This is a genomic window from Mesorhizobium sp. CA12 (assembly GCF_020165255.1).
Classification (GTDB): Bacteria; Pseudomonadota; Alphaproteobacteria; order Rhizobiales; family Rhizobiaceae; genus Mesorhizobium.
Genome location: NZ_JAIUHT010000006.1, coordinates 124,058 through 135,922 on the forward strand (window position 1 = coordinate 124,058; position 11,865 = coordinate 135,922).

The following is an 11,865-nucleotide window of genomic DNA, read 5'->3' on the forward strand; positions in this document are numbered from 1 at the left end:
AAATCCGCATTCGCCATCCGACCTCAGCGTCGGAAATGGCCGCGGTGCATGGGCAAGAAGATCAAGGTAGGGCGGCGAAGCCGTCTGCAAAGCCCTTGAGATCGACCGGAATGCCGATGCCTTCCTCGGGCGTCTGGAACACGATGAAGGTGGCCGACGTGCCGCTCTTCAGCGTGTCGAGCAGCGGTTTTTCAAGGATCACCTCGGCGTAGCAGCCATCCTGGAAGCAGCGCACGAAATAGGCGCGGCCGATATCCTTGCCGTCGACATTGAGGCCAAGCCCGTTGGGCAGGAGCACGCCGAGCGGCGCCAGCACGCGCAGGATCTCGGCCTTGTTGTCGGCTGTGCGCAGCACCACGACCGAAAGCCCCATTTCAGGGCGGTCCTCGGCGACGACGTTCTGCATCATCACGCATTGTTCTGAGGTAGCACCTGCCGGCGTATCGCAGATGATCGACCACGCGCCATGCGTCGACTTCACCGTGCCGCTCGGCGGCTTGGCGTCGTTAGGCGAGGCGGGGGCGCCGACGGCTACGCCGACACCGAGCAAGGCGACGGCAAGGACGACCTTCGCCAGGGTTCTCGAAAGCCAGGAAGTCATAACGGCTCCATTGCGAATCACGGCACTTTAAGCCGCGCCGGGGCCAAGTAAAGGACGAGACCTCCGCCGGTCCGCCCCGATACCGGCAATTGCATGCTTTTCCAAAGCAAATTCGCCCGAATTGCGACCGTCGCGGATATAGCATGGCGGGCGCCGAACGCAGCCTTCGGCCTGCGCGCAAAAATGCCGCACGGTTTCCTCCGCTCCTTTCTTGCGGAGGGAAATAGAGTATGGTTTGAACCAGCCTCGGGACAGCCCGGGATTCCCAATTCCGGTGTCGTCCGTTATTGGTGCGACCAGATCGCGGGAAGTGGGAGACGAGAGGGCGATGAGGAAATTCCTGGCAAGCGCTGAATTCTTGGCAGGTACGGCAGCTTCGGCCGTGCTCTTCTCCAGTGCGGCGGCTCGCGCCGACCAGCCGCGGGAATGGGAGATGACCTTCCAGGCGCCCGCGACCGACATGATGCGGCAGATCGAGCGGTTTGGGAACTACACCATGTGGTTCATCGTCCCGATCACCATCCTCGTGCTGGTGCTTCTGCTGGTCTGCATCGTCAGGTTCCGCGCAAGCGCCAATCCGGTGCCGTCCAGGACCAGCCACAACACGCTGATCGAGGTGATCTGGACCGTCGGGCCGGTGATCGTGCTCCTGCTCATTGCCATTCCCTCCTTCCAACTGCTCACCGCGCAGTACACCCCGCCGGAAGAAGCCAAGCTCACCGTCAAGGCGACCGGCAACCAGTGGAACTGGGATTACGAGTACCAGGTCGACAAGACCTTCTCCTTCAACTCGGCGGTTCTTCAGGATGCCGACCGCGCCAAGGCCGGCAAGGAAGATCGCGCCCGCTATCCGCGTCTGCTGGCGGTCGACAACGAGCTGGTCGTGCCGGTCAACACCATGACCCGCGTGCTGATCACCGCCACCGACGTCATCCACTCCTTCGCCGTGCCGTCCTTCGGCATCAAGATGGATGCCGTCCCCGGCCGCACCAACGAGACCTGGTTCAAGGCGGAGAAGGAAGGCCTCTATTACGGCCAGTGCTCGCAGCTCTGCGGCAAGGACCATGCCTTCATGCCGATCGCCGTGCGCGTGGTGTCCGATGCGCAGTTCAAGACCTGGCTGGATACGGCCAAGACCGACGTGCCCGCCGCCAACAAGGCGCTGATGGCCGAGATCGATGGTACCAACAAGGTAGCGGCCGCCGGCAACTGATGCCGCGGGTTAGCAAGATTTAGGGAACGGAGCGGAACATGGCAGAGGCTGCAGCTCACGATCACGGCGACCACAGGCCGCATGGCTGGGTCCGCTGGGTCTACTCGACCAACCACAAGGACATCGGCACGCTCTACCTGATCTTCGCGATCATGGCCGGCATCATCGGCGCCGCGCTCTCGGTCGCCATCCGCATGGAGCTGCAGGAGCCGGGCATCCAGATCTTCAGCGGCCTGGCGCAGATGGTCTACGGCATGCAGGGCGACGCCGCCATCGACGGCGGCAAGAGCATGTACAACGCCTTCGGCGCCGCGCACGGCCTGATCATGATCTTCTTCATGGTCATGCCGGCGCTCATCGGCGGCTTCGCCAACTGGATGGTGCCGATCATGATCGGCGCGCCGGACATGGCCTTCCCGCGCATGAACAACATCTCGTTCTGGCTGCTGCCGCCTGCCTTCATCCTGCTGCTCTCCTCGATGTTCGTGCCGAGCGCGCCGGGCGCCTTCGGCGTCGGCGGCGGCTGGACCATCTATCCGCCGCTCTCGACGTCCGGCCAGCCAGGCCCGGCGATGGACCTGGCGATCCTCTCGATCCATATCGCCGGCGCGTCGTCGATCCTCGGCGCCATCAACTTCATCACCACCATCTTCAACATGCGCGCTCCCGGCATGACGCTGCACAAGATGCCGCTGTTTGCCTGGGCGGTGCTGATCACCGCCTTCCTGCTGCTGCTCTCGCTGCCGGTCCTGGCGGGCGCCATCACCATGCTGCTCACCGATCGCAATTTCGGCACCGCTTTCTTCGTGCCGGATCAGGGCGGTGACCCGATCCTCTTCCAGCATCTGTTCTGGTTCTTCGGCCATCCCGAGGTGTACATCCTGATCCTGCCGGGCTTCGGCATCATCAGCCATATCGTCTCGACCTTCTCGAAGAAGCCGGTGTTCGGCTATCTCGGCATGGCCTACGCCATGGTCGCGATCGGCGCCGTCGGCTTCATCGTCTGGGCGCACCACATGTACACGACCGGCCTGTCGCTCGACACGCAGCGTTACTTCGTGTTCGCCACCATGGTCATCGCGGTGCCGACCGGCGTGAAGATCTTCTCCTGGATCGCCACCATGTGGGGCGGTTCGATCTCCTTCAAGCCGCCGATGCTGTGGGCGCTGGGCTTCATCTTCCTGTTCACCATCGGTGGCGTCACCGGCGTTCAGCTGGCCAATGCCGGTCTCGACCGCTCGCTGCACGACACCTATTTCGTGATCGCCCACTTCCACTACGTGCTGTCGCTGGGCGCGGTGTTCGCCATCTTCGCCGGCTGGTATTACTGGTTCCCGAAGATGACCGGCTACATGTACTCGCCGGTTATCGCCAACACCCACTTCTGGGTCACGTTCGTCGGCGTCAACCTGATCTTCTTCCCGCAGCACTTCCTCGGCCTCGCCGGCATGCCGCGCCGTACCGTCGACTATCCGGACGCGTTCGCCGGCTGGAACATGGTTTCGTCCTACGGCTCCTACATCGCGGCCGTCGGCGTTGCGATCTTCCTCTACGGCGTGTTCGAGGCCTTCCAGAAGAAGCGCGTCGCCGGCGCCAACCCGTGGGGCGAGGGTGCCACCACGCTCGAATGGCAGCTGCCTTCGCCGCCGCCGTTCCACCAGTGGGAACAGCTGCCGAAGATCAGGTAGGCAGCGTCACAACGCATACGAGGCCGCCGGCTTGCCCGGCGGTCTTGGCCAACGGAATGATGGACTTTAAGTACGCATGGCCCTTGCCGAAGACAGATTGATGGAGGAAGCGGGTTTTCGCATGTCGGAAGCGACCGCAGGCGATTTCTTCGCCCTCCTGAAGCCGCGTGTCATGTCGCTGGTCGTCTTCACGGCGTTTGTCGGCATGATCGCGGCGCCCGTCGCCATCAATCCGCTCATGGCGGTGATCGCCATCCTCGCAATCGCCATTGGCGCCGGTGCTTCCGGCGCGCTCAACATGTGGTACGACGCCGACATCGACGCCGTGATGACGAGGACCGCCGGCCGCCCGGTGCCGTCCGGTCGCGTCACCCCAGGCGAGGCGTTGAGCTTTGGCCTTGTGCTGTCGGTGCTGTCGGTGATGACGCTCGGCGTGCTGGTCAACTGGCTGTCGGCATCGCTTCTCGCCTTCACCATCTTCTTCTACGCCGTCATCTACACCATGTGGCTGAAGCGCTGGACGCCGCAGAACATTGTCATCGGCGGCGCCGCCGGCGCCATCCCGCCGGTAATCGGCTGGGCCGCCGTGACCGGCTCGGTCAGCCTCGAAAGCGTGATCCTGTTCCTGATCATCTTCCTGTGGACGCCGCCGCATTTCTGGGCGCTGGCTCTCTTCAAATCCGACGACTACGCCCGCGCCGGCATCCCGATGATGCCGAACGTCGCCGGCCATGCCTCGACCCGTAGGCAGATCTTTGCCTATGCGCTGATCCTGGCGCCGGTCGGGGTGCTGCCCTGGGCGCTCGGCTACACCACGGCCGGCTACGGCGTCGTCTCGGCGGCCCTCGGCGCGGGCTTCGTCTGGTATGCCTGGAAAGTGCTTGCCATGGCCGACGACGATCGCGCGATGAAGCCGGCCAAGGCCCTGTTCGGCTACTCGCTGCTCTATCTCTTCGCTATCTTTGCCGCCTATCTCATCGATTGCGTGATTGGGCGCGCCCTCATGATGGGGGGAGCATGATCGTGGCTGACAAGAAACTCGAACTGGTCACGCTGACCGAACGCCAGCAGAAGGCCCGCCGCAACCGCTCCATCGCCATCGGTCTTGCGTTGGCAGCGCTGGTCGTCGTCTTCTATGCCGCCACCATCGTGCGCTTCGGTCACAGCGGAGCCAGCATCACCGGCTCCGGCCTGCTGGGAGGCGGCTGATGGGCGGCGAGGCCAGCAGCAAGCCCCGCAAGGTGAACAACGGCATCGTCGCCGCCGTCTGCCTCGCCTTCTTCACCGGCATGGTCGGCATGGCCTATGCGGCGGTTCCGCTCTATAAGATGTTCTGCCAGGTCACCGGCTATGGCGGGACCACGCAGCGCGCCGAGAAGCAATATGCCGGCCGCGTGCTCGACCGTGATATCACCATCCGCTTCGATGCCAACACCAACGGCATTCCATGGCAGTTCGAGCCTGTCGCCCGCTCGGTGACGATCAAGATCGGCGCGACGGCGCAGGCGCATTACAGCGCCACCAATAAGTTCGACCGCACCATTACCGGCCGCGCCTCGTTCAACGTGCAGCCGGAAATGGCCGGTGCCTATTTCAACAAGGTGGAGTGCTTCTGCTTCACCGACACGACGCTGAAACCCGGCGAGACGCTGGACATGCCGGTCGTGTTCTATGTCGATCCAGACATCGTCAACGTGCCGGAACTCAAGGACTTGAAGACCATCACCCTGTCCTACACGATGTTCCCGGTCGAAAATAAACAGCCGGTCGCCTCCTCGGCGCCGGCCGCTGGCAGCAGCAACAAAGTTCCAGATTCCGACGCAAGCCTCGGGGGTTGATATGGCAGACGCGCACGCAAAACCACAACACGACTACCATCTAGTCAACCCCAGCCCCTGGCCTTTCCTGGGTTCCGTCGGCGCGCTGGTCACCGCCATCGGCGGCGTCTGCCTGATGCAGTATCTGAAGGGCGGCAACTTCCCGGTCTTCGGCCACAACATCGCCAATCCGTGGCTGTTCTTCATCGGCATGATCATCGTGCTCTACACGATGTTCGCCTGGTGGTCCGATACCATCAAGGAAGCGCATGAGGGTCACCACACGCGCGTCGTGTCGCTGCATCTGCGCTATGGCATGATCATGTTCATCGCCTCCGAGGTGATGTTCTTCGTCGCCTGGTTCTGGGCCTTCTTCGACGCAAGTCTCTTCCCCGGCGAGGCGAACCAGTATGCCCGCACCGCCTTCACCGGCGGCGTGTGGCCGCCGAAGGGGCTTGAAGTCCTCGATCCCTTCCACTTGCCGCTCTACAACACCATCATCCTGCTTCTGTCGGGCACGACGGTGACCTGGGCGCACCACGCGCTTCTGCATGGCGACCGCAAGGGCCTGATCAACGGCCTGGTGCTGACCGTCGGCCTCGGCATGCTGTTCACCATGGTGCAGGCCTACGAGTATATGCACGCTCCGTTCGGCTTCAGGGATTCGATCTACGGCGCCACCTTCTTCATGGCGACCGGCTTCCACGGCTTCCACGTCATCATCGGCACCATCTTCCTGCTGGTCTGCCTGATCCGCGCGTGGCGCGGCGACTTCACCCCGAAGCAGCATTTCGGCTTCGAGGCGGCCGCCTGGTATTGGCACTTCGTTGACGTGGTCTGGCTGTTCCTGTTCAGCGCCATCTATGTCTGGGCCTCGAACGGCGCACTGATCGAAGGCCATTAAACCGACGGGTTTCGGAATCCCAAGGGGCGGCTGCGGCGACGTGGCCGCCTTATTCTTTGGGGCAAAAAGGTCTACGGTGAGAACATGAGCGAAGACAAGGCGATCTGGCCACCGATCGATCCGATTTCTGCCGGCCTGCATGGCCGTTGTCCGCGCTGCGGCGAAGGCAAGCTGTTCTCGGGTTTCCTCACCGTCGGCAAGCGCTGCTATAATTGCGGACTCGACTATTCCTTCGCCGATGCGGGCGATGGGCCGGCCGTGTTCGTCATCCTGATCATCGGCTTCGTCGTCGTTGGCCTCGCATTGTGGATGGAGGTGACGTTCAGTCCGCCGCTCTGGCTGCACTTCATTTTGTGGATACCGCTCGCCCTGGTGCTGTGCCTGACGGCGCTGCGCCTCATCAAGGGCGTGCTGATCACCTTGCAGTACTCCAAGAAGGCTGCTGAAGGCAGGCTGGATTCCAACGAATGAGCGAGACGACCGATTTGGTTGGCGGCCCTTCGCGGCCGCGCACAGCGTTGCTGCTTGGCCTCGGCCTTGTTCTGTTCGCCGTCTTGATCGGGCTCGGCACCTGGCAGGTCCAGCGCCTGCACTGGAAGGAAGGCCTGCTCGCGACCATTGACAAGCGCACCCATTCCGCACCGCTGGCTCTGGCGGACGTCGAGAAGGAATTCGCCGCCTCCCACGATGTCGACTACACGCCCGTGACGGTAACAGGCACTTTCCTGCATCAGGGCGAGCGGCACTTCTTTTCCACTTGGCAAGGCGACAGCGGCTTCAACGTCTACACGCCCCTGCAGCTCGAGGACGGCCGCTTCGTGCTCGTCAACCGCGGCTTCGTTCCATATGACCTCAAGGATCCCTCCAAGCGCCGGCAGGGCGAAGTCGCCGGCAAAGTGACGGTGACCGGACTCGCCCGCAATCCGCTGCCTGCAAAGCCGTCGATGATGCTTCCCGACAATGACGTCGCCAAGAACATCTTCTATTGGAAGGACCGCGACGTCATGGCGGCGACCGCCGGTCTGCCTGCCGGGTTCGTGCTGGTGCCGTTCTTCGTCGATGCCGACAAGACGCCGAATCCTGGCGGCCTGCCGGTCGGTGGCGTCACCATCATCGACCTGCCGAACAACCATTTGCAATATGCCGTCACGTGGTACGGGCTGGCCGCCGCCCTTGCAGCCGTGCTGATCCTGAGGTTGCGCCGCCCGGCGAAGGAGCAGTGAGCGTCCTCGCTCTTGACAGGGCAGGGGTGCGCACATCATTTCGCCTAATCAAACAGATAGAGCATGATGTCGTCCGAAAACCGCTTCACACCTTTCGGCATCATGTTCTTGGTTCCGACTGAATCGGCCTTGCATTCATGACCCAGAAAAAGCCACCGCTGACGATCAGGCTCTGCCAGCCGCGCGGCTTCTGCGCCGGTGTCGACCGCGCCATCCAGATCGTCGTGCTGGCGCTGAAGAAATACGGTGCGCCGGTCTATGTCCGCCACGAGATCGTGCACAACCGCTACGTCGTCGAAGGGCTGCAGAGCCTGGGCGCCGTCTTCATCGAGGAACTGTCCGAGATTCCGCCGGAGCATCGCCAGTCGCCCGTGGTCTTTTCCGCGCATGGCGTGCCGAAATCGGTGCCGGCGGACGCGCAGGCGCGCAATCTCTTTTACCTCGACGCCACGTGCCCGCTCGTCTCCAAGGTGCACAAGCAGGCGATGCGCCACCAGCGTCTCGGTCGCCACGTACTCCTGATCGGCCATGCCGGTCACCCGGAGGTGATCGGCACGATGGGACAATTGCCGGAAGGCGCGGTGACACTGATCGAGACCGAGGCTGACGCCGCGCGTTTCGTGCCCGTCGACGCTTCGGCGCTGGGCTTCGTCACCCAGACGACCTTGTCGGTCGAGGACACCGCCGGCATCATCCGGGCGCTCCAGGAGCGGTTTCCCGAACTGCATGCGGCCGCGGCCGAATCGATCTGCTACGCCACCACCAACCGCCAGGAAGCGGTGAAGGAGACAGCGGCCGGCGCCGATCTTTTCCTTATCGTCGGCGCTCCCAATTCGTCCAATTCGCGTCGCCTTGTCGAAGTGGCGGAGCGCGCCGGCGCGACAATGTCGCTTCTCGTGCAGCGCGCCGCCGAAATTCCGTGGGATGAGATCGCCGGGATCAGGACGCTCGGCCTGTCGGCCGGCGCCTCGGCGCCGGAAATCATCGTCGACGAGATCATCGACGCGTTCCGGTTACGCTTCGACGTCACCATCGATCTGGCCGTCACGGCCACGGAAACGGAGGATTTTCCGGTGATGCGGGTGTTGCGCGATGTCGAACTGACGGCGGCCGACATGGCCTTCGTCAACGGAGCGGCGTGAAACCGGATGGCCGTCTACACCGACGTCAACGAAGGCGAGCTGACCGCATTCCTCAAGGCCTATCCGGTGGGTGAGCTGCTCTCCTACAAGGGCATCGCCGAAGGCACCGAGAATTCCAATTTCCTGGTCCACGCCTCGACCGGCTCCTACATCCTGACGCTCTACGAGAAGCGGGTCGACAAGGCCGACCTGCCGTTCTTTCTCGGCCTGATGGGCCATCTTGCCAGGAAAGGCATTTCCTGCCCGCTGCCGGTCACCGCGCATGACGGCACCGTCATCGGCACGCTGGCCGGCCGGCCCGCCGTCATCATCACCTTCCTCGAAGGCCTGTCGCTCAGGCGGCCGACGGCCGCGCATTGCGGCGAAGTCGGCAAGGCGCTCGCCAGCCTGCATCTTGCCGGCCAGGATTTTCAGATGCGAAGGCCGAACGCGCTGGCGATCGAGGGCTGGCGCAAGCTCTGGGCTGCCTCGCGCGAGCGCGCCGACGAGGTCGAGCCAGGGCTGGCGGCCGAGGTCGACGCCGACTTCAGCGATTTCGAGCGCAACTGGCCCACCGGCCTGCCGAAGGGCATCATCCATGCCGACCTGTTCCCGGACAATGTCTTCTTCCTCGGCGAGAAACTGTCCGGGCTGATCGACTTCTATTTCGCCTGCGACGACCTCTACGCCTATGATGTCGCCACCTGCCTCAACGCCTGGTGCTTCGAGAAGGATTTTTCCTTCAACCTGACCAAGGGGACGGCGCTGCTGGCCGGCTACCAGTCGGTGCGGCCGCTTCAGGGTGACGAGAAGGCGGCGCTGCCGATGCTGGCGCGCGGCTCGGCGCTGCGCTTCATGCTGACCCGCCTCTATGACTGGCTGACCATTCCGGATGGCGGGCTGGTGATGAAGCGCGATCCGACCGAATATATCCGCCGCATGCGCTTCCATCGCGCCATCAAGTCGCCATCCGAATACGGGCTGACATGAACAAGCAGATCGAGATCTTCACCGACGGCGCCTGCTCGGGCAATCCCGGGCCGGGCGGCTGGGGCGCAGTGCTTCGCTACAACGGCGTCACCAAGGAGCTGTCCGGCGGCGAGGCCGAGACCACCAACAACCGCATGGAGCTGCTGGCCGCCATCACCGCGCTCAACGCGCTGAAGGAGCCTTGCGCGGTCGACCTCTACACCGACAGCAAATACGTCATGGACGGCATCTCCAAATGGATCCACGGCTGGAAGAAGAACGGCTGGAAGACCGGCGACAGGAAGCCGGTCAAGAATGGCGAGCTCTGGCAGGCGCTCGATGAGGCCAACCGGCGTCACAAGGTCGTCTGGCACTGGGTTAAGGGCCATGCCGGCCACCCGGAGAACGAGCGCGCTGACGAACTGGCCCGGCAGGGCATGGCACCGTTCAAGAAGGGCCCGGTGAAGCCTGTTTTGGCGGCGCAACCCGCAGCGCAGCCGAAGCGGCCGGCGGTTGCGAAGGCGCGACGCTCGACCCAGAGCTACTGATCGGCCATCGAGCCCGCATCTGATCGGAGAAAGTTTGCCTTGCCGATCGCCTATTACATTACCCATCCGCAGGTTCGGATCGACGCCAACATTCCGGTGCCGGAATGGGGGCTGTCTGACATCGGCCGGGCAAGGGCTGTTGCGATGCTCGATCAGCCCTGGATCGGCTCGATTGGGCGCATCGTGTCGTCCGCTGAACGCAAGGCGGTCGAAACTGCGGAAATCCTGGCGAAGCACCTCCATCTTGAGGTCGAGGTGCGGGAGCGGATGCACGAGAACGACCGGTCGGCGACGGGCTTCCTGCCGCCGCCGGAGTTCGAAGCGGTTGCCGACGAGTTCTTCGCCAGGCCGCATGACAGCATCCGCGGATGGGAAAGGGCGATAGACGCGCAGCAGCGCATCATGGGCGAAGTCGACGCCGTGCTTGGTACCGGCCTCACCGGCAACGTGGCTTTCGTTGGCCACGGAGGCGTGGGAACACTTCTGCTGCTTTCGCTCGATGGCCGCGAGATCAGCCGTATCGCGGATCAGCCGGCGGGCGGCGGCAATTACTTCGCCTATGACATTGAGGCTCGCCGCATCCTGCACGGCTGGCGCCCCATCGACGAACTGGCGCCGCATAGCGGCATTTGATCGTCAGCGGATCAGCAGCGCCGTCGAGAACATGCCGAGCGCGAACACCGTGTGCGCCAGGAGGTTGAGCGCGCGCACCTTCATCGGATTGGGAAGCTTGGACGCCGCCCAGCCGGCGCCCATGCCCGGCGCAAGCAGGAACCAGCCCGCCCCGACCGTGACGATGCCGAGGATGAAGGCCGGCAGGAATGTCGGCGCCGCCAGCCAGCCCGCGCCGGCGAGCACGACAAGGATCACGCCGTAGAGAATGCCGACGAGGTAGTGGAATGCCCAGCCGAGCGCCTTTTCATGCGCATAAGGTGCCGCCTTGCCGATATCGTCGTGAAAAACCCTCTTCGGCAGATGCCGCACCCAGCGTCCGACCATGCCCCAGTTGGGCAATGGCAGGCCGAACGCCTTGTTGAGGACGATCGCCCAGACATCCATGAATACTGTGGCGCCGATGCCGATCGCCACTGCGCGCCAGACGGTGTCAAACATCAGAGCATGATCCTGAACCGAAGGTCAGCGAACGCAAAAAGTGGAACTGGTTTTCGGACAAGATCATGGGGCCAACGAAACCTGACCTGATCTAGAGCTGCTCGAGGATTTTTGCCGCGCCACTCTCGTCGACGCCCGGCTTGGTCTCGACATTGAGCGCCACGACCTTGCCGTCGTCGACGATCATTGAGAAGCGCTTCGAACGCAGGCCCATGCCGGCCCCGGAAAGATCGTTGTCGAGTCCCACCGATTTGGCGAAATCGCCGCTGCCGTCGGCGAGATAGAGGATCTTGCCTTCGCCGCCGGTGAACCGCGCCCAAGCGCCCATGACATGCACGTCGTTGACCGAGACGACGGCGACCGTGTCGACGCCGCGGGCCAGGATGGCGTCATGATTCTCCAGATAACCAGGCAGGTGGTTGTTGCTGCAGGTCGGCGTGAAGGCGCCGGGAACGCCGAACAGCACGACTTTCTTGCCGGCGAAGATCTCATCGCCGGTGATCGACTTTGCGCCGTCCGCGGTCATGGTCTTGAAGGTCGCTTCGGGCAGTTTTTCGCCAACCGCAATGGTCATGGGGTGCCTCGCTTGGGGGATGGGAAGGATCGATGCATTCGATATCGGACTGCGCGGGCTCCGGCAACTCTTCAGAGCAATTCCAGGAAAAGTG

The 11,865-nt window shown here is 63.4% G+C and carries 15 protein-coding genes; 12 read left to right on the plus strand and 3 right to left on the minus strand.

From position 1 onward, the window contains the following. Positions 1 to 61 precede the first annotated feature (61 nt). Positions 62 to 601, minus strand: coding sequence for an invasion associated locus B family protein (locus LB520_RS12495; RefSeq protein ID WP_095766761.1), 540 nt, complete (start codon positions 599 to 601; stop codon positions 62 to 64). A gap of 211 nt (positions 602 to 812) precedes the next feature. On the opposite strand from LB520_RS12495, the gene coxB reads away from it, so the two are divergent. The 12 genes from coxB (at position 813) to LB520_RS12555 (ending at position 10,717) form a co-directional block, all read left to right on the plus strand. Next, positions 813 to 1,814, plus strand: coding sequence for a cytochrome c oxidase subunit II (gene coxB / locus LB520_RS12500; RefSeq protein ID WP_411962584.1), 1,002 nt, complete (start codon positions 813 to 815; stop codon positions 1,812 to 1,814). Between the two features lie 38 nt (positions 1,815 to 1,852). Then, positions 1,853 to 3,502 (plus strand): cytochrome c oxidase subunit I, encoded by a 1,650-nt coding sequence (gene ctaD, locus LB520_RS12505; protein ID WP_095766763.1) that lies wholly within the window; start codon positions 1,853 to 1,855, stop codon positions 3,500 to 3,502. A gap of 76 nt (positions 3,503 to 3,578) precedes the next feature. Next, entirely contained in the window at positions 3,579 to 4,523 is a 945-nt protein-coding gene (locus tag LB520_RS12510; protein ID WP_224545862.1) for a heme o synthase, read from the plus strand. Next, the gene (locus LB520_RS12515) at positions 4,520 to 4,711 is read left to right on the plus strand and encodes a hypothetical protein (protein WP_140541531.1); all 192 of its coding nucleotides are present in this window, start codon (positions 4,520 to 4,522) and stop codon (positions 4,709 to 4,711) included. Before LB520_RS12510 ends, LB520_RS12515 begins: the two co-directional genes overlap by 4 nt. Further along, on the plus strand, positions 4,711 to 5,340 hold the full coding sequence (locus tag LB520_RS12520; RefSeq protein WP_095766766.1) for a cytochrome c oxidase assembly protein: 630 nt from the start codon (positions 4,711 to 4,713) through the stop codon (positions 5,338 to 5,340). The genes LB520_RS12515 and LB520_RS12520 overlap by 1 nt, the downstream gene beginning before the upstream one ends. A gap of 1 nt (position 5,341) precedes the next feature. Continuing rightward, a complete protein-coding gene (locus LB520_RS12525; protein WP_140847288.1) occupies positions 5,342 to 6,223 on the plus strand; it encodes a cytochrome c oxidase subunit 3 in 882 nt (293 codons plus the stop codon). 84 nt (positions 6,224 to 6,307) lie between these two features. Continuing rightward, positions 6,308 to 6,694 (plus strand): DUF983 domain-containing protein, encoded by a 387-nt coding sequence (locus LB520_RS12530; protein WP_224637699.1) that lies wholly within the window; start codon positions 6,308 to 6,310, stop codon positions 6,692 to 6,694. Then, positions 6,691 to 7,446: an SURF1 family protein gene (locus LB520_RS12535; protein ID WP_176476982.1), complete on the plus strand. Its 756-nt coding sequence runs from the start codon at positions 6,691 to 6,693 to the stop codon at positions 7,444 to 7,446. The genes LB520_RS12530 and LB520_RS12535 overlap by 4 nt, the downstream gene beginning before the upstream one ends. Positions 7,447 to 7,583: 137 nt before the next feature. Next, positions 7,584 to 8,588 (plus strand): 4-hydroxy-3-methylbut-2-enyl diphosphate reductase, encoded by a 1,005-nt coding sequence (ispH, locus tag LB520_RS12540; RefSeq protein WP_224637700.1) that lies wholly within the window; start codon positions 7,584 to 7,586, stop codon positions 8,586 to 8,588. A gap of 6 nt (positions 8,589 to 8,594) precedes the next feature. Beyond that, positions 8,595 to 9,557, plus strand: a complete 963-nt coding sequence (locus LB520_RS12545) for a homoserine kinase (RefSeq protein ID WP_224545852.1) — start codon at positions 8,595 to 8,597, stop codon at positions 9,555 to 9,557. Continuing rightward, complete coding sequence (gene rnhA / locus LB520_RS12550) at positions 9,554 to 10,084, plus strand: ribonuclease HI (RefSeq protein ID WP_095766771.1); 531 nt, start codon at positions 9,554 to 9,556, stop codon at positions 10,082 to 10,084. The genes LB520_RS12545 and rnhA overlap by 4 nt, the downstream gene beginning before the upstream one ends. A 39-nt stretch (positions 10,085 to 10,123) precedes the next feature. Continuing rightward, positions 10,124 to 10,717: a histidine phosphatase family protein gene (locus tag LB520_RS12555; protein WP_224526360.1), complete on the plus strand. Its 594-nt coding sequence runs from the start codon at positions 10,124 to 10,126 to the stop codon at positions 10,715 to 10,717. A gap of 3 nt (positions 10,718 to 10,720) precedes the next feature. On the opposite strand, the gene LB520_RS12560 is transcribed toward LB520_RS12555, so the two are convergent. Both LB520_RS12560 and LB520_RS12565 read right to left on the minus strand, forming a co-directional pair. Further along, positions 10,721 to 11,197, minus strand: coding sequence for a DUF2938 domain-containing protein (locus LB520_RS12560; protein ID WP_095766774.1), 477 nt, complete (start codon positions 11,195 to 11,197; stop codon positions 10,721 to 10,723). A gap of 91 nt (positions 11,198 to 11,288) precedes the next feature. Next, complete coding sequence (locus tag LB520_RS12565; RefSeq protein ID WP_224545845.1) at positions 11,289 to 11,771, minus strand: peroxiredoxin; 483 nt, start codon at positions 11,769 to 11,771, stop codon at positions 11,289 to 11,291. Positions 11,772 to 11,865: the final 94 nt, after the last annotated feature.

Bases quoted from the DNA above. Each gene is read 5' to 3' on its own strand.
- LB520_RS12495 (WP_095766761.1), bottom strand. From the start codon at position 601: ATGACTTCCTGGCTTTCGAGAACCCTGGCGAAGGTCGTCCTTGCCGTC.
- ctaD (WP_095766763.1), top strand. From the start codon at position 1,853: ATGGCAGAGGCTGCAGCTCACGATCACGGCGACCACAGGCCGCATGGC.
- LB520_RS12510 (WP_224545862.1), top strand. From the start codon at position 3,579: ATGGCCCTTGCCGAAGACAGATTGATGGAGGAAGCGGGTTTTCGCATG.
- LB520_RS12515 (WP_140541531.1), top strand. From the start codon at position 4,520: ATGATCGTGGCTGACAAGAAACTCGAACTGGTCACGCTGACCGAACGC.
- LB520_RS12520 (WP_095766766.1), top strand. From the start codon at position 4,711: ATGGGCGGCGAGGCCAGCAGCAAGCCCCGCAAGGTGAACAACGGCATC.
- LB520_RS12525 (WP_140847288.1), top strand. From the start codon at position 5,342: ATGGCAGACGCGCACGCAAAACCACAACACGACTACCATCTAGTCAAC.
- LB520_RS12530 (WP_224637699.1), top strand. From the start codon at position 6,308: ATGAGCGAAGACAAGGCGATCTGGCCACCGATCGATCCGATTTCTGCC.
- LB520_RS12535 (WP_176476982.1), top strand. From the start codon at position 6,691: ATGAGCGAGACGACCGATTTGGTTGGCGGCCCTTCGCGGCCGCGCACA.
- ispH (WP_224637700.1), top strand. From the start codon at position 7,584: ATGACCCAGAAAAAGCCACCGCTGACGATCAGGCTCTGCCAGCCGCGC.
- LB520_RS12545 (WP_224545852.1), top strand. From the start codon at position 8,595: ATGGCCGTCTACACCGACGTCAACGAAGGCGAGCTGACCGCATTCCTC.
- rnhA (WP_095766771.1), top strand. From the start codon at position 9,554: ATGAACAAGCAGATCGAGATCTTCACCGACGGCGCCTGCTCGGGCAAT.
- LB520_RS12560 (WP_095766774.1), bottom strand. From the start codon at position 11,197: ATGTTTGACACCGTCTGGCGCGCAGTGGCGATCGGCATCGGCGCCACA.
- LB520_RS12565 (WP_224545845.1), bottom strand. From the start codon at position 11,771: ATGACCATTGCGGTTGGCGAAAAACTGCCCGAAGCGACCTTCAAGACC.